Annotated in this window: 20 protein-coding genes and 2 riboswitches; of the genes, 9 read left to right on the top strand and 11 right to left on the bottom strand. The window is 70.1% G+C overall.

Going from position 1 to position 18,817, the window contains the following annotated elements; genetic code table 11:
• Nucleotides 1-51 precede the first annotated feature (51 nt).
• From BOSE127_RS13215 to gcvT, 4 genes are all read right to left on the bottom strand, one after another.
• The gene (locus BOSE127_RS13215) at nucleotides 52-1,662 is read right to left on the bottom strand and encodes a peptide ABC transporter substrate-binding protein (RefSeq protein WP_042539370.1); all 1,611 of its coding nucleotides are present in this window, start codon (nucleotides 1,660-1,662) and stop codon (nucleotides 52-54) included.
• A 390-nt stretch (nucleotides 1,663-2,052) separates the two neighbouring features.
• Complete coding sequence (gcvP, locus tag BOSE127_RS13210) at nucleotides 2,053-4,974, bottom strand: aminomethyl-transferring glycine dehydrogenase (RefSeq protein WP_159557569.1); 2,922 nt, start codon at nucleotides 4,972-4,974, stop codon at nucleotides 2,053-2,055.
• Nucleotides 4,971-5,348, bottom strand: a complete 378-nt coding sequence (gene gcvH, locus BOSE127_RS13205; RefSeq protein WP_017887079.1) for a glycine cleavage system protein GcvH — start codon at nucleotides 5,346-5,348, stop codon at nucleotides 4,971-4,973. The genes gcvP and gcvH overlap by 4 nt, the downstream gene beginning before the upstream one ends.
• 4 nt (nucleotides 5,349-5,352) lie before the next feature.
• Nucleotides 5,353-6,498, bottom strand: a complete 1,146-nt coding sequence (gene gcvT / locus BOSE127_RS13200; protein WP_159557567.1) for a glycine cleavage system aminomethyltransferase GcvT — start codon at nucleotides 6,496-6,498, stop codon at nucleotides 5,353-5,355.
• 49 nt (nucleotides 6,499-6,547) lie between these two features.
• Nucleotides 6,548-6,649, bottom strand: a riboswitch (glycine riboswitch).
• Nucleotides 6,650-6,769: riboswitch (glycine riboswitch) on the bottom strand. It abuts the riboswitch before it with no gap.
• 96 nt (nucleotides 6,770-6,865) lie between these two features.
• Between gcvT and BOSE127_RS13195 the strand changes: the two genes are divergently transcribed.
• From BOSE127_RS13195 to BOSE127_RS13180, 4 genes are read left to right on the top strand one after another with little or no spacing between them, the layout of a single operon-like run.
• Nucleotides 6,866-7,240, top strand: a complete 375-nt coding sequence (locus tag BOSE127_RS13195; protein ID WP_031259691.1) for a BlaI/MecI/CopY family transcriptional regulator — start codon at nucleotides 6,866-6,868, stop codon at nucleotides 7,238-7,240.
• A 13-nt stretch (nucleotides 7,241-7,253) separates the two neighbouring features.
• Nucleotides 7,254-7,991: a M48 family metalloprotease gene (locus BOSE127_RS13190; RefSeq protein WP_159557565.1), complete on the top strand. Its 738-nt coding sequence runs from the start codon at nucleotides 7,254-7,256 to the stop codon at nucleotides 7,989-7,991.
• 40 nt (nucleotides 7,992-8,031) lie between these two features.
• A complete protein-coding gene (locus BOSE127_RS13185; RefSeq protein WP_017887083.1) occupies nucleotides 8,032-8,514 on the top strand; it encodes an FBP domain-containing protein in 483 nt (160 codons plus the stop codon).
• Complete coding sequence (locus tag BOSE127_RS13180; RefSeq protein WP_017887084.1) at nucleotides 8,511-8,765, top strand: hypothetical protein; 255 nt, start codon at nucleotides 8,511-8,513, stop codon at nucleotides 8,763-8,765. The genes BOSE127_RS13185 and BOSE127_RS13180 overlap by 4 nt, the downstream gene beginning before the upstream one ends.
• A 104-nt stretch (nucleotides 8,766-8,869) precedes the next feature.
• Here BOSE127_RS13180 and BOSE127_RS13175 read toward each other — a convergent pair whose 3' ends face one another.
• Nucleotides 8,870-9,091 carry a hypothetical protein gene (locus BOSE127_RS13175; RefSeq protein ID WP_042539375.1) on the bottom strand — a complete coding sequence of 74 codons (222 nt, stop codon included), beginning with the start codon at nucleotides 9,089-9,091 and terminating at the stop codon, nucleotides 8,870-8,872.
• Between the two features lie 106 nt (nucleotides 9,092-9,197).
• Nucleotides 9,198-10,118 carry a LysR substrate-binding domain-containing protein gene (locus BOSE127_RS13170; RefSeq protein WP_159557563.1) on the bottom strand — a complete coding sequence of 307 codons (921 nt, stop codon included), beginning with the start codon at nucleotides 10,116-10,118 and terminating at the stop codon, nucleotides 9,198-9,200.
• Between the two features lie 68 nt (nucleotides 10,119-10,186).
• On the opposite strand from BOSE127_RS13170, the gene BOSE127_RS13165 reads away from it, so the two are divergent.
• Nucleotides 10,187-10,675, top strand: a complete 489-nt coding sequence (locus BOSE127_RS13165) for a GNAT family N-acetyltransferase (RefSeq protein ID WP_159557561.1) — start codon at nucleotides 10,187-10,189, stop codon at nucleotides 10,673-10,675.
• Nucleotides 10,676-10,721: 46 nt separating this feature from the next.
• Entirely contained in the window at nucleotides 10,722-10,907 is a 186-nt protein-coding gene (locus tag BOSE127_RS13160; RefSeq protein WP_042539381.1) for a hypothetical protein, read from the top strand.
• Between the two features lie 104 nt (nucleotides 10,908-11,011).
• On the opposite strand, the gene BOSE127_RS13155 is transcribed toward BOSE127_RS13160, so the two are convergent.
• A complete protein-coding gene (locus BOSE127_RS13155; RefSeq protein ID WP_236559550.1) occupies nucleotides 11,012-12,199 on the bottom strand; it encodes a MalY/PatB family protein in 1,188 nt (395 codons plus the stop codon).
• A 112-nt stretch (nucleotides 12,200-12,311) separates the two neighbouring features.
• Between BOSE127_RS13155 and BOSE127_RS13150 the strand changes: the two genes are divergently transcribed.
• Nucleotides 12,312-13,088, top strand: a complete 777-nt coding sequence (locus BOSE127_RS13150) for an isocitrate lyase/PEP mutase family protein (protein ID WP_159557557.1) — start codon at nucleotides 12,312-12,314, stop codon at nucleotides 13,086-13,088.
• 84 nt (nucleotides 13,089-13,172) lie between these two features.
• Here BOSE127_RS13150 and BOSE127_RS13145 read toward each other — a convergent pair whose 3' ends face one another.
• Together BOSE127_RS13145 and BOSE127_RS13140 are read right to left on the bottom strand one after the other, a co-directional pair.
• A complete protein-coding gene (locus BOSE127_RS13145; RefSeq protein WP_159557555.1) occupies nucleotides 13,173-15,074 on the bottom strand; it encodes an amidase family protein in 1,902 nt (633 codons plus the stop codon).
• Nucleotides 15,071-15,880, bottom strand: a complete 810-nt coding sequence (locus BOSE127_RS13140) for a hypothetical protein (protein ID WP_159557553.1) — start codon at nucleotides 15,878-15,880, stop codon at nucleotides 15,071-15,073. Before BOSE127_RS13140 ends, BOSE127_RS13145 begins: the two co-directional genes overlap by 4 nt.
• 139 nt (nucleotides 15,881-16,019) lie before the next feature.
• Between BOSE127_RS13140 and BOSE127_RS13135 the strand changes: the two genes are divergently transcribed.
• Together BOSE127_RS13135 and BOSE127_RS13130 are read left to right on the top strand one after the other, a co-directional pair.
• Complete coding sequence (locus tag BOSE127_RS13135) at nucleotides 16,020-16,631, top strand: HD domain-containing protein (RefSeq protein ID WP_159557551.1); 612 nt, start codon at nucleotides 16,020-16,022, stop codon at nucleotides 16,629-16,631.
• Nucleotides 16,632-16,903: 272 nt separating this feature from the next.
• A complete protein-coding gene (locus BOSE127_RS13130; protein WP_159557549.1) occupies nucleotides 16,904-17,191 on the top strand; it encodes a hypothetical protein in 288 nt (95 codons plus the stop codon).
• A gap of 82 nt (nucleotides 17,192-17,273) precedes the next feature.
• Here the strand turns inward: BOSE127_RS13130 and BOSE127_RS13125 are convergent, their stop codons facing one another.
• Both BOSE127_RS13125 and BOSE127_RS13120 read right to left on the bottom strand, forming a co-directional pair.
• Entirely contained in the window at nucleotides 17,274-17,738 is a 465-nt protein-coding gene (locus BOSE127_RS13125) for a phage tail protein (RefSeq protein WP_159557547.1), read from the bottom strand.
• Nucleotides 17,739-18,129: 391 nt separating this feature from the next.
• Complete coding sequence (locus BOSE127_RS13120; RefSeq protein ID WP_159557545.1) at nucleotides 18,130-18,450, bottom strand: hypothetical protein; 321 nt, start codon at nucleotides 18,448-18,450, stop codon at nucleotides 18,130-18,132.
• Between the last annotated feature and the right edge of the window lie 367 nt (nucleotides 18,451-18,817).

Here is an 18,817-nt window from a genome sequence, read left to right as displayed (position 1 = left end):
GCTAGAGAGCGAATGATCGCCTCGAGCCCCCGCTCGTGAAGAGTCCGTGGACTACTTCTTGGTCACCGCGTAGATGGCCGGCACAGTGTTCCAGCCGAACTGGACGTTCGAGACGGTGTCGGACCAGACGCCGACCTCGTTCGCGTACCAGAGCGGGATGGTCGGGAGGTCCTGGAGCAGGATCTCCTGCGACTTGGCGAAGCCCTCGTCGGCGGACTTCTCGTCGGTCTGCGCCTGCGCGTCAGCGAGGGACTTGTCGAACTCCGAGGACGAGTAGCGGGCGTAGTTGTTGCCGGCGCCGGTCTCGAAGTTGGGCTGCAGGAAGTTGTACAGCGACGGGTAGTCGGCCTGCCAACCGGTGCGAGAGCCACCGGTGAGCTTGTTGTCCGTCTGCGCGGCCAGGGACTCCTGGAAGGTTGCGTACGCCTTGCCCTCGGCCTTGATGCCGAGCGAGTTCGAGATGCTGTTCGCGACCGCGGTCACCCAGTCCTCGTGCCCACCGTCGGCGTTGTAGCTGAGCGTGAAGGTGTCGCTCGACTTCCACGGCGAGATCTTGTCGGCCTCGGCCCACTTCTTCTTCGCGTCCGACGGGTTGTACTTCGTGACGTCGTCGCCGGTGAGCGAGTCGTCGTACCCCGGGATCGTCGGCGAGGTGAAGTCCGTGGCGGGCTTGCGGGTGCCGTCGAAGATCTTCTTGGTGATCTCCTCGCGGTTGATCGCCTCGGACAGCGCCGCACGGCGGAGCTTGCCCTCCTCGCCCTTCCAGTGGTCGAGGTAGTAGGGCATGTAGAAGCCCTGGAAGATCGCCGCGTCCTGGTTGACGTTGCGGTCGGGGAAGTCCGACTTGTACGTCTTGAAGTTCGCCGCCGGCACCGTGTCGAGGATGTCGAGGTTGCCGGCCTGCGCGTCGGAGTACGCGGTGTCTAGGCTCGTGTAGAACACGAACTCCACGCCGTTGTTCTTCGCCTTGCGGTAGCCGTCGTAGTCCTTGTTCACCGCCAGGTCGACCTTCTGGTTGTGCTTCCAGGCGTCCTTGCTGGCGAACTTGTACGGGCCGTTGCCGATCGGGTTCTCACCGAAGGCCTTAGTGTCCTTGTAGAACTCCGACGGCAGCGGGACGAAGGCCGAGTAGCCAAGGCGGGCGGGCCAGTCGGCGTCGGGCCCGGTCAATGTGACGGAGAACTCGGTGTCGCTCTTGACCTTGAGGCCGGTGAGCTCGGAGTCCTTCTTCTCGTTGAAACCCTCGATGTTGTTGAAGAAGTCACGCGCGCCCTGGGCGTTGCTGAGCTGCGATGCCCAGTCCCACGCCTTGGTGAACGACTCGGAGGTGATCTTCTCGCCGTTAGAGAACTCCTGGCCCGACTTGAGCACGATGTCGTACGTCTTGGAGTCGGTCGACTCGACGCTCTTTGCGAGGTCGTTCACGACGGTGCCGTCCGGCTTGTAGGTCTTCAAGCCAGCGAACATCGCGTCGATGATCTTGCCGCCACCGGTCTCGGTGGTGTTCGACGGGATGAGGGGGTTCTGCGGTTCGGACCCGTTGGCGGTGACGTACTTGGTGGCGTCGTTGCCGGAGCTCCCGGAGCCAGAGCAGCCGGTCAGGGCGATTGCTGTGGCCCCGAGCACGGCGAGAGCTGCAAGCCCAGCGCGCTTCTTGATCAAGATTCCTCCTGGTGCATGGGACGCGCCGGGCACACGAGTGCCCCGGAGCGTTTGACCTCTGCACTGTATGCAGTGTCAGGAGCCGTCTCCAAGTCCAGGGGACATCGGTTACAAATCGGAAACCAAATCGCAGGATCGTTGCGAAATGATGCAAGTTTCGGGCGCAGTACCGCGACGTTCGCCGATTTGTTGCATGTGCAACGATCCCCTTGCACCGGCGTGCAGCTTGTGCAAGTCGACAGGCACCGAGTCGCGCCCACTGAATCGGGCCCCGGCCGCCGTCGTACAGCGACGGGGCGGTCCGTGGCCATCGTGCAACGGACCGCCCCGCGTGTCCGTCCGGTCGTCATCGGCTGCTCGTGAGCGCTCGACCGGATCGTCTCGTCATGCCTACGCGAACGCCTCGATTGGCGGGCAGGCGCACACCAGGTTGCGGTCGCCGTACGCCTGGTCGATGCGGCGCACCGGCGGCCAGTACTTCCGGCCGCTGATGCCCGGCAGCGGGTAGACGGCCTGCTCGCGGGTGTAGGCGTGCGCCCACTCCCCCGAGATCACCGACGAGGCGGTGTGCGGCGCGTGCACGAGCGGGTTGTCGTCCGCCGGCCACTCTCCGCGCTCGACCGCTGCGGCCTCGGCCCGGATCGCGAGCATGGCGTCGACGAAGCGGTCGAGCTCGGCGAGGTCCTCGCTCTCGGTCGGTTCGACCATGAGCGTGCCCGCGACCGGGAACGACATCGTCGGCGCGTGGAACCCGTAGTCGACCAGGCGCTTCGCGACGTCGTCGACCGTGATCCCCGTGGTGTCCCGCAGCGGTCGGAGGTCGAGGATGCACTCGTGTGCGACGAGCCCGTCGTCGCCCGTGTACAGCACCGGGAACGCCTCGCGCAGGCGGGACGCGATGTAGTTCGCCCCGAGCACGGCAGCCTCGGTCGCACGGGTGAGGCCCTCGAGCCCCATCATCCGGACGTAGGTCCACGTGATGGGCAGGATGCTCGGGCTGCCGTACGGCGCCGCACTGACCGGCCCACCGGCGTGCGCCAGGCGGTCGTCGGCGTCGGCCGTCGTCGCACCGGAGCGCCGGTCGGCCTGCTGCGCGAACGGGTGCCCGGGCAGGAACGGCGCCAGGTGTGCCTTCGCGGCGACGGGACCCACGCCGGGGCCGCCACCACCGTGCGGGATGCAGAAGGTCTTGTGCAGGTTGAGGTGCGACACGTCGCCGCCGAAGTCGCCGAAGCGGGCGTGCCCGAGCAGCGCGTTGAGGTTCGCGCCGTCGACGTAGACCTGGCCGCCGGCGTCGTGCACGGCGTCGCAGATCTCGCGGATGTCGTGCTCGTAGACGCCGTGGGTGGACGGGTACGTGATCATCAGCGCTGCGAGGGTGTCGGCGTTGGCGGCGACGCGGGCCCGGAGGTCCTCGAGGTCGACGTTGCCGTTCTCGTCGCAGGCCACCACGACGACCTTCATCCCGGCGAGCACCGCGGATGCGGCGTTCGTGCCGTGCGCGCTCGACGGGATCAGGCAGACCGTCCGGTCCTCGTCGCCACGAGCCTGGTGGTACCCGCGGATGGCCAGCAGCCCGGCGAGTTCGCCCTGGCTGCCGGCGTTCGGCTGCAGGGACACGGTGTCGTACCCGGTGACCTCGGCGAGCCACGACTCGAGGTCGCCGATCATGTCGAGGTACCCCTCGACGTCCTCACGCGGTGCGAACGGGTGGATGTTCGCGAACTCCGGCCAGGTCACGGCGGCCATCTCGGTCGCCGCGTTGAGCTTCATCGTGCAGCTGCCGAGCGGGATCATGCCGCGGTCGAGCGCGTAGTCCTTGTCGGACAGGTGCTTGAGGTACCGCATCATGCGGGTCTCGCTGCGGTGTGCGCTGAACACGGGGTGCGTCAGGTAGTCGCTCTCGCGCTGCAGGGCGGACGGGAGGCCCGTGGCCTTGTCGCGCACGGCTGCTTCGGTCGCGGGCACCGTCACGTCCACCGCGCCGAGCACGCCCGCCAGCGCCACGACGTCGTCGGGCGTGGTCGTCTCGTCGACGGAGAGCTGGAAGGTGTCGGCGTCCACGACGTGCAGCAGGTAGCCGGCGTCCTGCGCTGCCGCGACGATCGCCTCGGCGCGACCGACGGCCCGCAGGGTGAGCGTGTCGAAGTACGCGTCGTGCACGATCTCGACCCCGGCGTCGCGTGCCACGGCGGCGAGCGCACCGGTGGTCCGTGCGACCCGACCGGCGATGAACCGCAGGCCTTCGGGCCCGTGGTAGACCGCGTACATCGACGCCATCACGGCGAGCAGGACCTGCGCGGTGCAGATGTTGCTCGTCGCCTTCTCGCGGCGGATGTGCTGCTCGCGGGTCTGCAGGCTGAGGCGGTAGGCCATCTGGCCGTCGGCGTCGAAGGACACCCCGACCAGGCGACCGGGCAGCTGGCGCTCCAGGCCGGCGCGCACGGCGAGGTAGCCGGCGTGCGGGCCGCCGAAGCCGAGCGGGACGCCGAAACGCTGGCTGGTGCCGACGGCGACGTCGGCCCCCAGGTCGCCGGGGCTGGCGAGCAGGGTCATCGCGAGCAGGTCGGCGGCGACGACGGCGATGCCACCGCCGGCGTGGACGCGCTCGATGACGGACGACGGGTCGACGATGCGGCCCGATGCGCCCGGGTACTGCAGGATGACGCCGAACGCCCCGTCGAGCTGCTCGTCGCTGGGGCCGTCGACGGCGTCGAACGCGCGCAGCGTGATGCCTACGGCGTCGGCACGGTGGTCGAGCAACGCACGGGTCTGCGGCAGCAGGTCGGCGTCGACGAGGAACGCGTCGCCCTTGACCTTCGAGGCGCGGCGGGCGAGGAGCATGCCCTCGACCACGGCGGTGCCCTCGTCGAGCATCGAGGCGCCGGCGGTGGCCATGCCGGTCAGGTCGGACACCATCGTCTGGAAGTTGATGAGCGCTTCGAGGCGGCCCTGCGAGATCTCGGGCTGGTAGGGCGTGTACGCCGTGTACCAGCTCGGGTTCTCGAGCACGTTCCGCTGGATCACCGCGGGGGTGTGGGTGCCGTGGTAGCCGAGACCGATCATGGCGCGTCGGACGGTGTTGCGACCGGCCTTCGCGCGGAGTTCGGCGAGCGCCTCGGTCTCGCCGACGGCGGCCGGGATCACCGAGTCGGCGACGGGCCCGACGTGGATGGACTCCGGGATCGCGGCACGGACCAGGGCGTCGAGCGACGGCTGCCCGACGACGTCGAGCATCTCCTGCTGGTCGGCCGGGGTGGTGCCGATGTGGCGGTCGGCGAAGGACGTCTGGAGGTTCTCGAACGCGGTCATGCGATGGAGGCCCGGTAGGCGTCGTGGTCCATCAGGTCCTCGGGGAACGAGGTGCCGTCGACCTTGATCTTCACGAGCCAGCCGGCACCGAAGGGGTCCTGGTTGACGGTGTCTGGGGTGTCGACGACGGCGTCGTTGACCTCGACGACCTCGCCCTCGATCGGGGCGAAGAGCTCGCCGACGCTCTTGGTCGACTCGATCTCGCCGATCTGGTCGCCGGCGGTGGTGGCGGTGCCGACGGCGGGGAGTTCGACGTAGACGACGTCACCGAGCTGCTCGGCGGCGTGGTCGGTGATGCCGACGGTGACGGTGTCGCCCTCGACGAGCAGCCACTCGTGGTCGGCCGTGTACTGGAGTGCGGTCTGGTCGGTCATGGGGTCAGCCTTTCGAGGCGCGGCGGTAGAAGGGGAACGCGGAGACCGTGCTGGGGACGGCAGTCCCGCGGACGTCGATGTGGAGGACCTGTGCCCCGTCCGACGCGACGGCGAGCGCAGCCGGGTCGACGAAGGCCATCGCGACGGGGTGACCGAGCGTCGGCGAGAGCGCGCCGGAGGTCACGGTGCCGACGACCGCACCGTCGAGCACGACGTCGTAGCCGGCCCGGGGAGCACGACGGCCCTCGGTCACCAGGCCGACGAGCACGCGGGCGTCCGCGGACGGGGTGACGCCGGCAGCACCGACGAACTCGCCGTCCTTCGCGACGACGCGGCCCAGGCCTGCCTGGGCCGGACGGACGTCGGTGCCGAGCTCGTGCCCGTACAGGGGCATGCCCGCCTCGAGCCGCAGGGTGTCGCGTGCGGCGAGCCCGGCGGGGACGACCCCGCGGTCGGCACCGGCCTCGAGCAGCGTGTCCCAGAGCACCGGGGCGGTGTCCGGGTCGGTGTAGACCTCGAAGCCGTCCTCGCCGGTGTACCCGGTGCGCGCGACGAGCACGTCGGCGCCGTCGAACAGCGCGTGCAGCACCCGGTAGTAGCCGAGCTCGTCGAGCGGGGTCTCGGGCTGCAGGCGGTCGGCGACGACGAGGGCGTCGAGCGTGCCGGCCGCCGCGGGGCCCTGGATGGCGACGAGGGCCGTGGTGTCGGAGTCGTCGGAGACCTCGACGTCGAAGCCGTCGGCCCGGGCGGTCAGCGCGGCGACGGCGACGTCACGGTTGGAGGCGTTCGCGACGACGAGGAAGACGTCGTCGTCGGTCCGGTACACGACCAGGTCGTCGAGGATCCCGCCGTTCTCGGCGAGCAGCAGCGAGTACTTGGCGCGACCGACCGGCATCTTCCCGAAGGACCCGGCGAGCGCGTGGTCGAGGAAGGCGACGGCGTCGGTGCCGGTCACCCCGATCTCGGCCATGTGGGACAGGTCGAAGACCCCGGCGGCCTGGCGCACGGCGTGGTGCTCGGCGAGGTCCGACGAGTAGCGCACGGGCATGCGGTACCCGGCGAAGTCGGTGAAGGTCGCACCGGCGGCCTGGTGCACGGCTTCGAGCGGCGACGAACGCTGCCCCGGAGTGGGCTGTGGGGACGGACTCATGGCGGAGTTCTCCTGGCATCGGCAGGGCCCGGCGACGATCGCCGGGTGGAACTCCCCCTCTGTCATGGGCCTGAGAGTTTCACCGCGGCCCGTGAGGTCCGGCGGCTTTCACCGTGGGCGAGACGACCGAGCGTCTGCTTTTCAGAGTGGCCTGTCCGCTGCGGTGTGGGACCTGAGAGATTGACGGGGGGATTGCTCCTTCGGTGCCGTGCGCGCGCCCGAGGGCACGATGTACCCAGAGGTACTGCACGGCGTCTCCCGCGACGGATGAACGGCCGGTGTGTTCAGTTGTCCGCGTCGAGCATACCGAGGCCGCGTTTCGGGCGTGTGTCGCGAGCGAACCTTCGACATCTCGTAGAATGCGGGGATGGCCGGACAACGATCGCGCCCCCGCGGGCAGCTGGAGCAGGCGGTGCTCGACGCGCTCCGCTCCGCCGACGCCGGGCTCACCGCACGCCAGGTCCTCGACGCGTTCCCCGAGCCCCGCCCCGCGCTGACGACCGTGCTCACCGTGCTCGACCGACTCGGCCGCAAGGGCCAGGTGGAACGGGAGCAGCACGACGACGCTCCCCTGACCTTCCGCGCCGTGCACAGTCGCGACGAGCAGACCGCCTCACTGATGTCGAGTGCGCTGGCCGCCTCGACCGACCGCGAGGCCGCACTGCTGCAGTTCACCGGGTCGCTCGCCTCGGACGACCTCGAGGCCCTGCGCCGCGCCCTCGACGCCCGCGCCCGCTCCTGACCGGCCGCACACCGTGGTCGTCGCCGGCATCGCGCTCATCGTCCTCGCACTCGCGGTGGTGGTGTTCGCGCCCCGGGTCCTGACCCGTTCCGCCTGGACGATCGACCTGCCGCGCACCGCGCTGGTCTGCTGGTCGATCGCGGTCCTGCTCGGCGTCGTCGGCTTCGTGGCCGGCATCGCCCTGGTCGTGCTCGCCGACCGTCCGGTCACCGAGCTCTTCGGCGGGGACGACTCCCCCACGCACGGCTTCAACGTGGGCGTCGCGGTGCTCGCGGTCGTGGCGTTCGTCGTCGCGGTCCGGGTCCGCCCCGGCCCCGAACACGAGGCCGTCCGGCAGGCGATGCGTTCCGGGGTCGCCCCGCACCGCGAGATCGACGGCACCCCCGTCGCCGTCGTCGAGGCCGACCACGCACTGGCGTGCGCCGTGCCGGGTCGGAGCGGTGGGGTCCTGGTCAGCACCGGCCTGGCAGACCGGTTGCGCACCGACGAACTGGAGGCCGTGGTCGCCCACGAACGCGCCCACCTGACCCAGCACCACGCGGCTGCGGTCGCGGTCGCCGAATCGATCGAGCGTGCGGTCCCGTGGGTGCCCGGTGCGCGCGCCATGGCGCGGTCGACGCGCGTGCTCGTGGAGTTCGCCGCGGACGACGCGGCGGCCCGTCGCGTCGGACGCGACGCCCTGCGCCGGGCGGTGCTGGTGGCGGACGGGAGCAGCGCGCTCGGCGCGATCCGCGCCTCCAGACTGTCGTGACGCACCACGTGTCGGGGGCGAGGCATATGGTGATCGGACCGTGAAGCCACTGACCGAAGCCGACATCCGATCGTCGTTCGTGAACGCCACAGCCGACGAACTCGCACAGCTGCCCATCCCCGGCCTGCACGAGACCCTCTGGGACGAGCGCGAGTTCCTGGGGTGGCGCGACCCGCAGGCCGCCCGCCGCGGGTACATCGTGTCCTGGATCGACGAGCGCCCCGTGGGCATCGTCGTCCGGTCCGCCGGTGGGTCGCTGCGCCCCGGCATCGCCGCGATGTGCTCGTTCTGCCACTCCCCGCAGCCCGCGACCCAGGTCCGGCTGTTCTCCGCCGCACGTGCTGGCGAGTCCGGCCGCAACGGCAACACCATCGGCACGTACATCTGCGAAGACCTCGGCTGCCCGATGCTCATCCGCACCGCACCGCCGCACCTGAACCCGCCGGCGACCATCGCGATGCGGGGTGCGTCCCTGCTCCAGCGCGTGCAGAACTTCACCGCGGACATCATGAAGACGGCGTGAGCCGGTTCGGCACCGCCCGCTGGGCCGTGGTCGAGGAACTCGGCGACGGACGGTGGCGACTCACCCTGCGGGACGAAGCCGACGATGAACTCGGCGCGTTCGGCCTGGGGGTCGAGGGCCCGTGGGACCCCGATGTCGAACCGCACGTCGGGTTCGTGCTCGTGCAGCTCGGCCTGACGCTGCGCGGGGCCCGGCCGTGGCGCATCGACGAGCTCGGTGACCATCGGGCGCCCGTCCTGTCGCTCGGCTGAACGAGGGAGCGGGGCTTCTTTGCACGTCACTGGCCGACGGACAAACCGCTCGTGTGCAGCAGCACACGAGCGGTTCTAGCGTCGTCTCACCGGCTCCTACTGGATCAGCCGTGCGATCCAAACCCGGCCCACGCCTCGCACGCACGGATGTGTGCAGGCGAGCCATAGTAGGCAATGCCCTTGCAAGTGTCGGCGTTCGCGTACCAACCGGTGCACTGCGCGCCGTTGAGGTAAGCACACTCCTTCGCGGATGCCGGCGATGCACCAACGAACATCCCACCGCTGATGACGACGAGCCCGACGATCGCCACGATGATCTTCTTCATTTTCATGAGTCCCCCTCAGGATATTGTTGAGTGCTTTCAGCATGGCGGCGCAGCCGGCGAGCGGTCAAGGTCACCGACGCGATCGAGCGCGACCCTGAATGACCCTTCACCGGTCCGCCGGGTGCGTGACGCCGCCCCACCGACCAGTTTTCACGACGAAGTTGCGCAGGATCTCGCGGTCGTCGTCGGCGCGCATCGCCCACGCGAGCTCGCTGCGGTGGTCGCTGCCCTCGAGCGGCAGGAGCGTCACCGTGTCGGGTGCGGCGAGCGCGGCGCTCTCCGGCACCACCGTCACGCCGAGGCCCACCCCGACCAGGTGCAGCACGGTCGCCCAGGTGGTGGCCTCCTGCACGACGACGGGTCGGCGCCCACCGGCGGTGACCGGTGCCAGGTTGCGCTCGGTCGCCAATGCTCCGGCGACCGCCGGGAAGAACACGAACGGTTCGTCGACCAGCTCGGTACCGCGGATGCGCTCGCGGTCTGCCAGTCGGTGCCCGCGCGGGACGGCGGCGACGAACGCCTCGGACCGGAACGGCAGCAGGCGCACGGCGGGGTCCGGGTCGGCATCGCGGACGACGGCGAGGTCGAGCTCGCCGCGGACGATCCGCGCCAGCAGCGTCGACGAGTACCCCTCGGTCAGTTCCACCCGGACCAGGGGGTAGCGCTCCCGGAACGACTGCACCCGTTCGATCGGCCCGAGGGGCAGCGCGGAGACCACGAACCCGACGTCGAGCCGACCGACCTCGCCCCGACCGACCCGGACCGTCTCGTCGAGGTCGCGCCGCACCTGCCCGAGCAACGACCGCGCACGGCCCTGCAGCACCCGGCCGGCGGCGGTCAGGGCGACGCTGCGGCTGGTCCGGACGAACAGGTCGACGCCGAGCGCGCGCTCGGTCCGCCGGATCTGCTGGGACAGTGCGGGCTGAGCCATCCGCAGCTGTCCGGCTGCTCGGCCGAAGTGCAACTCGTCGGCGACGGCCAGGAAGGCCCGCAGGTGACGGAGGTCGACGTCGGGTTCTCGATCCATGCACACAGCGTATCGATCAGCGCGAACGAGTATTGGACGCGACTGCATCGTCGATCGAGGATGGAGACATGCCCGAAGCGACCTCCACCGTCACCATCGCCGACCTCGCCACCCCCGCCGACGCCGAGGCGTTCCGCACGCTCAACGAGGCCTGGATCACCCGGTACTTCACCCTCGAGGACGAGGACCGTGTGTTCCTCTCCGACCCCGTCGGCCGCGTCGTCGAGCAGGGCGGTGCCGTCCTGGTCGCCCGGCTCGACGACCAGGTCGTCGGGTGCATCGGGGTCGTGCCCACCACCCCCGGCGTGTTCGAACTCGTGAAGATGGCCGTCTCCCCCGACCACCAGGGGCACGGCACCGGGCGGAAGCTCATCACCGCGGCACTCGACCGGGCCCGCGAGCTCGGAGCACACCGCATCGACCTGGAGAGCAACGCGCAGCTCACCAGCGCCGTGCACCTGTACGAGGCGTTCGGCTTCCGGCACCTGCACGAGGATGAGATCGCCCCGAGCCCGTACGTGCGGGCCGACGTGCACATGACGCTCGACCTGCGCTGACGTTCGACCTGCGCCGACGGCGGCCCCGTCCCGGTACGCTCACGGCATGGCGATGTACGAGGTGCAGGCGGTCCGCGAGGCCGGCGCGTGGCAGGTGTTCATCGACGGCTTCATGGTGACCGAGGTCTCCCGGTGGCCGTCCGTCGGGTTCGTCGCCCGCGAACTCCTCGCGATGGACCGCGACGACGACCTGCGCATCCGCGTCGTCGGCCGCAACCAGTACGTGGCCTGACCCCGGCGGGCTCGAGTGAGCAGAAGACATCGAGTGCGTGGCGCCGACCCGACGTCTTGTGTTCACTCGGTGCTGTGTAGCCGGCAACGACGCCGTTCCACCGGTCACGCGACGTGCCAGACCAGCCCCTCCTGTGCGCTCGACGGGTACGCCGACGCGATCCGGAACACGGCCTCGCGCAGGGTCTCCGGAGAACAGGCCAGGTTGAGCCGGACGAACCCCCGCCCTTCGGACCCGAACCCCAGCCCGGAGTTCAGCGCGACGTACGCGTTCTCGCGCAGCGGCACCGCGGGGTCGTCGCCGAGGCCGATGCCCCGGAAGTCGAGCCACGCCAGGTACCCGGCGCGCGGCCGCGTGTAGACCACACCGGGCAGGTGTTCGGCGAGGAGCTTGGCGAGCAGTCGGTCGTTCGCCACGATGCGCGCCACGACGTCGTCGAGCCAGTCCGTCGCCAGGGTGAACGCCGCCAGGTTCGCGTGCAGCCCGAGGATGCTTGTACGGCAGGCGACCTCCTCCCACAGGGTGTCGAGGAGCGCGGCGGTCCGGGGATCGCCGGCGACGATGACCGAACACTTCACGCCGGCGAGGTTCCAGCCCTTGCTCGCCGAGGTCACGCACACGCTCCGGGCTCCGACGGGCTCGGCGACGGCGGCGAACGGGGTGAACTGCACGCCGGGGTGGGTCAGGGGTGCGTGGATCTCGTCGCTGATGACGAGGACGTCGTACTTCGCGGCCAGTTCGGCGATCGCGACGAGGTCGGCCCGGTCGTGCACGAGCCCGACGGGGTTGTGCGGGTTGCAGAGCAGGAACACGCCGACCCCGTCGGCGAACGCCCGCTCGAGGCCCTCGAGGTCGAGCCGGTACTGCCCCCACTGCTCGAGCAGCGGGACCTCCTCGACCTGACATCGAGCTTCTTCGACGAGCTCGAAGAACGGCGGGTACACCGGCGGGGTGATCGCGACGCGGCCGCCGTCGGGCAGCGCGAGCCGGAGCGACTCGACGATCCCGACACTGACGTCGGTGGCCAGGTGGATCCGCGACGGGTCGATCTGCCAGCCCCAGCGGTCCAGCGCGAACTGCGCGAAGGCCGGTGCGAGCGGGCCGGGGCCGTCGAGGTACCCGAGGTCGGACTGCGAGACCCGTTCGATCAGGGCCTGGCGGATCGCCGGCGCGACGTCGTGGTCCATCTCGGCGACGAACAGGGGCAGCACGTCGGGCGCGTACCGCGTCCACTTGATGCTCGTCCGGACCCCACGGAGCGTGCCGACCGGGTCCTGCTCGTCGCTCGCCATGCGTCCCAGCATGCCCCTGCCGGGAGGCCCGGCGCGACTCCCGACGTCATCCCACGTCGTCTTCGGGTGGGGTCACGGCCGGGGGCCGCCCCGTCGGCCTACGCTCGGCGACATGAGCACGAGCACCGCCGACAAGGCCGTCACCCTCAAGCAGCTGCACGAAGCCCCCGATATCCTGCGCGTCGTGAACGTGTGGGACGCGATCACCGCGAAGGTCGTCAGCGACCTGCCCGGCACGAAGGCCATCGCGACCGCCGGGCACTCGATCGCCGCGTCGTACGGGTACGAGGACGGCGGCATGCCGCTCGACCTCGCCCTGTCGGGCGCCGCGATCGTGGCCGCCGCGACAGACCTGCCGGTCACCGCCGACCTAGACGACGGGTACCAGGACCCCGCCGAGACCATCCGCCGGGCCATCGGCTCGGGCATCGTGGGCGCCAACGTCGAGGACCGGCTGCGTCCCTTCGACGAGGCGGTCGCCCGCGTCGCCGCGATCACCGCAGCGGCGCAGGCCGAGGGCGTCGACTTCCAGCTGAACGCCCGCACCGACGCGATCGTGCGGGGCGGCGAGCGCCCGATCGACGAGAGCATCGAGGACGCGATCGCCCGCGGCAAGGCGTTCCTGGACAACGGCGCCGCCCTGGTCTTCGTGCCCGGCGCGATCGAGCGTTCCGCGGTCGAGCGACTCGTCGCCGGTCTCGGCCGCGGCAAGCTCTCGGTCATCGGCCTGCCCGGCGCACTGCCCGCCGCCGAGTACGAGGCGCTCGGCGTCGCCCGCATCTCCTACGGCCCGCTCACGCAGCGGGTCGCGCTGCGCGCGCTCCGCGACCTGGCGACCGACCTGTACGCCGACGGCGTCGTGCCGGAGGACACCCCGACCCTGAACTGACGGAGCAGACGGACGGGAGGCCCGTGGCGGTGTCGCCACGGGCCTCCCGTCCGTCCTGTGGTCACGTCACGCGACCCGCTCAGCTCAGCCGAGCGCCGGGTACAGCGCGGGCGTGGTGCGCGCGTGCGTCTCCTGCTCGAAGGCGTAGCCGAGGCCGATGACCGTGCTCTCGTCGAACGAACGGCCGAGGAACTCCAGGTTCACACCGGCACCGGTGATGGTGTTGTCGGCAGCGGTCGCCTGGCCCATCGGGACGGTGATCGCCGGCATGCCGGTGTTCGGGCTGAGGCGCATGTTCGTCGACTGCGTACCGTACGGCGTGCCCGACGGGTAGACGAGCGCGTCGAGGTCCTGGTCGTCGAGCATCTGCGTCACGAGCTGCTTGCCGGTGGCGAGCTGTGTCGTGTGCGACCCCGTCGGTCCGGCCCACGCCTGGTACTGCGTGTCGGTGATCAGGTCACGCGACTGGTAGGTGCTCTTCCGGCTCGGCACGTACTCACCCGAGGCCAGGATGCCCTGCAGGGAACGCGCGGTGACGTCGGGGTCGAGGTGCTTCGCGACGTACTCGTCCAGGTCGTGCTTGAACTCGTTCGTGCTGCCGCTGCCCTCGGACAGGACCCGGTTGAAGGCCGTCGTCGCGGTGATCGGGACGACGGTGGCACCGGCGGCCTCGAGCTTCGCGACGGAGGCGTCGAACAGGCGCTTCGTCGTGGCGTTCGTGCCGACCATGCTCGTCACGTAGCCGATGCGGGCACCCTGCAGTGAGTCGGCGTCGAGCGACGACGTGTACGACGTCGGCACCTTGCCGGCCTGCGCACTCGTCGCCGGGTCCGCCGCGTCCACGCCGGTGACGGCGTCGAGCGCGACCGCCGCGTCGGTGACCGAGCGCGTGATCGGGCCGCCGGTGTCCTGCGACAGGGCGAGCGGGATGATCCCGTCACGGCTGGTCAGTCCGACCGTGGGCCGGATGCCGACGAGCTGGTTGTACGTCGACGGCACGCGGATCGAGCCGCCGGTGTCGGTGCCGAAGCCGATCCCCGCGAGGTTCGCGGAGATCGCCGCACCGGTGCCGCCGCTCGAGCCACCGGCCGTCTGCGCCGTGTTGTACGGACTGGCGACCAGGAGCGACGAGCCGGCGGGCTGGTTCGACGAGAACTCGGAGACGAAGCCGAAGGCGAACTCGTCGAGGCTGGCCTTCGCCAGGATCACGGCGCCGACGTCGCGGAGGCCGGTGACCATGGCGGCGTCGGTGTCCGTCTGGTTGTCGTCCCAGCAGCCGCAGCCACCGGTGGTCGGCATGTCCTTCGTGTCGTAGTTGTCCTTCACCGCGATCGGCACGCCGAGCAGCATGCTCGTCATCCCGTGCTCGGCGCGCTCGGCGTCCGCGGTCTTCGCGGCGGCCAGGGCGTCGGCGTTGGTGGTGACGATCGAGTTGAGCGCGCGCCCGGTCGACGCGGTGTCGACCGTCGTGCGGTCGTACGCGGCGATGCGGTCGAGGTAGTCCTCGGTGATCGCGACCGACGTGGTGACCCCGGCGTTCATCGCGGCCTGCATGTCGATGGTCGACGCCTCGACGAGCTGGAACGGGCCGTCGTCGTAGATCATCCGCTGGGACAACCCGGCCAGGTCGGCGACGGTGATGGTGCCGTCGGCGTCGGTGTCCGCGGCGCTGACCGTCGCCCAGCCGGTGCTCGCGGTCGTCGCACCGAGGTGGTCGGTGAGCACGGCGAGGTCGGCCTTCGTCACCTGGTCGTCGCCGGTCAGGTCGAGGTCCGTGTAGTACGGCGCGAGCATGGCGGCGGGGCTGGCGTCGACGGCTGCGGGTGCTGCGGCGGCCGTGATCGCGGGGGTCGCGGCGAGGACGGTGCCGACGAGGGCGATGAGCGATGCGCCGGCGACGGTGGTGCGCTTCTTGCTGGAGGCCCGCTTCGTGGCGGCGTGCTTCGTGGCGGCCTGCTTGCTGGCGGCCTGCTTCGTGGCGGTCATGCGGAGGCTCCGGTGCGGTCGCGGCGGGCACGACGGGCCCGCAGGGTGATCAGGGTGCCGCCGGCTGCGAGCAGGGCGATGGACGCGGCGATCCAGGGCGCGACGTCGGCGCCGGTCCAGGCGAGGTCGCCGCCGGTCGGACGGTCGCCCCCGCCGACTCCCGCCACGGCGGTGGCGCCGCTGGTCGGGTCGGTGCCCGGGGCAGTCGGGTCACCGGGGGCGCTGGGGCCACCCGTGCCGCCACCGGCGCCGGGCTGCGTGGTCGCACCCGGTGTCGGGGTGGCCGTCGGGGCGGTGGTCGCGGCCGCGGCGACCACGACGGTGGTGCTCGCCGGGTCGTCGAGGGTCGTCGACGTGCCGTCGGAGCCGACGAGGGTGATGCTCGTGACGTCGAGGTCGACGCTGCCGACCGCCGTCGGGGTCAGCGAGATCGAGGTGGCCAGGTCACCGTCGAGTGCCGGCGAGGTGCCGAGGCGGGTGTGCACGATCGTCAGGGCGTCACCGTCCTGCTCGACACTGTCGAAGCCGCCGTCCGGGCCGGTGACGCTGTCGTCCCGGTAGTCCACCGAGTCGGCCTCGAGCGTGATCTCGTACGCGTAGACGTCGGCGGTGTCCGGGATCGTCAGCTCGACGTCCAACGCCGTGCCGACGGTCACGGTGGCCGGGGCGTCGATGGTGGCGGTGGTCGCGGTGGGCGCTGCCTGGGCCGGAGCGGCCGTCAGGACGGCGAGGCCGAACGCCCCGGCGGCGACGAGCGTCGAGGAGACGATCGTCGCGCGTGGGCGCAGCCGTGGTCGGTGCTGCATGGGCGCAGTTCCTTCGGGTGGGGTGGAGGGGTGCTGAGCGGGTACTCAGTGAACCGAAAGCTAACGGGGCGCTGTTTCCGGTTCTGGCCCGGCACGTTTCCGCCCCGTTACGGCTCGTTCCTGCCGCTACTGTCGTGCCATGTCGGTCGACGTCGAAGCCCTGCTCACCCCGCCCTCCCCCGTGGCTGCGCGCGCACTGGACGTCGTGCGGGCATGGTCCGAACCCGCCCTCGTGCACCACTGCCTGCGCTCGTGGGCCTGGGCCGTCCTGCTCGCCCCGACGGTCGACCTCGAACCGGACCCCGAGCTGCTCTTCGTCGCGACGATGCTCCACGACCTCGGTGTGACCACGTCGTTCGACGCCCACCGGGTGCCCTTCGAGGACGCCGGCGGCGCCGTCGGTTCGGTCTTCGCGCTCGGTGCCGGGTGGGACGCCGTGCGAGCCCGTCGGGTCGGGGAGATCATCGAGCGGCACATGTGGCGGTCCGTCGACCCCGAGCTCGACGCCGAGGGGCACCTGCTCGAGGTCGCGACCTCGCTCGACGTCTCCGGCGTGGGCTTCGACAGGTGGTCGTCGGACGACCTGCGGGACGTCACGGCCGCGGTGCCCCGTCTGGACTTCTCGGCGACGTTCGACGGGCTGATCCACGAGCAGGCTGACCGCAAGCCGTCTTCGGCCGCAGCCCGCCTCGACGGGTCGGGCAACGTGGCCGCCGGCGGAGACCGCTGGACGGCGTTCCTGGCGTCCTGACGCTCGGTCCGGTCGCTCGCTGGACTTCTCGGCGGGGTGGGCGTATAGTCTCTGGTTGGTGCACTGCAGCGAACCCATCTGACTCGCGCACACCAACCTCTCGACACCGACTCACCCGAGTCGCATTCCACTCGAGACACCGCTTGATCCGAACGGACGAGCTGCACGTTGAAACTCGACGTGCGCGCCCCGCACTCGATGCGTCGCGCTGGACTGAGACGTCCGCCGACACCGAGTCGCCCTGGCGCCGAATGACCAGGAAGTACAGCACCATGACCAGCAACGAACGAATCACCGTGTTCGGGACCGCACTCGCGGCCCCGACGATCACCCCCGACCGCATCGCCGAGTTCCCGGTGCGCGACGACCGCTCGCAGCGCGAGTACCTCGTCCGCATCGCGGCCGACGACCTGGGGACCTTCGTCACCCGGGGCACCCGGCTCGACGTCGTCGGCGAGGCCGGCTGGACCGTCCCGGGCCGTTCCTGGGCGGGCGAGGCCAGCCGCACCCTGCTGCAGGCACAGTCCGTGCAGGCGGGCGAGATGGCCCTCGCGGCCTAGGTCCGACCAGCACCACCACGAAGCGCCGCCGAGTTCGCTCGGCGGCGCTTCGTCGTTCCCGGGGCAGCCCCGGTGCGACGCGTCAGTACTCGCCCTTGATCACGAAGAACGAGCCGCGGATCGTGCCCGCGAGCTTCGACCGCTGCCGGGCGAACTTGAACTTGTCGGCGAGTTCCTCCGGCACTTCCATACCGTCGGAGAGCTTGAACCCGACCGCACGCTTGCCGCCCGGTTCGAGTGTGTAGAGCACGTTGATCGCCAGGCCGGACTCGTAGAAGACGTAGGTCCAGCGGACGCCGTCGACCACTGCTTCGGTGGCCTCGAGCGGCGGGGAGGCGATCACGAGCCCCCGCTCCTCCACGAGCACGCGGGCGACGTACTCGACCAGCTCGGGAGCCTCGACGGCAGGACGTGTGGTGAGGTCGTGGTCGTACTTGTTCTTGAAGTAGCGGGCCTCGTTCGCACGGAGGCCGGCGAGCGCATCCACCACCGGCGAGGTCTCGAGCCCCACCGTGGAGACGTTCACGAAGTCGACGATGTACGGCATGGGGCCTCCTCGGGCACTCGGACGGTCTGAATCTAGCCCCTCGGTCACCTTCCAAAGCCGACGCGGTCCACCTACAGTCGCGGAGCAACCCGAGCTGGGCGGACCGACTGCACGGAGCAGTGTCACTGCTCGCACCCGAGAACTAGCACACGCTGAGGGTCCTCGACCTCGAAGCTGCACCCTCGGGCGCCGGGCTCAGATACTCCATCGCACCCCGAACGTCCAACATAAAACACTTGATGAGGAGCAGCCCAAGCGATTGAGCTATAAGCGCATTGATGGAGCACTCTCGCAAGCGCATCCTAGGCGATCCGAGGAGTGAACCCGGCGATTAGGGTACGCAATTTCATGTAAGCCTCGAAACGATACGCACTCCATCGAGGGTGACGCGTTACAGGTGGTCTGTCATATCGCCGACATAAACCTTATCTCCCTCCACACGGAAATAAATCCTATCGGTGTGGGGCTGAAGACGGATGTGCCACTCACAACGCAGCACCTGCCCGTCAAAGGTGAACTGCCGGCGCTTCATTGCAGACGAATCACCGCGCGTGTTGCCATTCTCGGGTGCCGCATCGGCCCCTCGGCTTCCTAAAGCCGATTGCCTATCTCGCGGCTGATCCAGCTCCCGCCAGATCCTGGCCGCGTGGACGTCCAGCACCGCGAGTGCCTTCGCAATCGCCTCAGGGCGATCCTGCACGTCCAACTTCATGCGCCCAAGATGGGACCACGCGCCTCCATGGAAGACGAGGTTCGGGAATAGATGCTCGGACATACGAGCGAGGTGCTCCTCTGACGCCCCTCCGCTCCGCCAAGCTTCGAGCCATGCGCTGGACCTCGGCGCGGCGGGGTCGAAAGCAACTAGCGTCGTCCCCCAACCGGGATCTGGAACATTCCAAGCGCGCTCGTCTGAACCGACGACCACAACCTGATCGTCGCCGATCGGGCGCATATCTGCTTCGAGTAGGCCGCCATTTCCCAACTCACCCCAAAACGGGGAGTAATCACTAAGCCCATCGCTGGCACGACCTCCGTCTCCACTTCCGACGAAGGGCCTTGCGCCCAACTCTCCGATGATG

The sequence above is a fragment of the Curtobacterium sp. 8I-2 genome, from assembly GCF_902506155.1.
GTDB lineage: Bacteria > Actinomycetota > Actinomycetes > Actinomycetales > Microbacteriaceae > Curtobacterium > Curtobacterium poinsettiae.
Note: the sequence above shows the minus strand (reverse complement) of the source record. Positions and strands in the feature narration are given on the sequence as shown.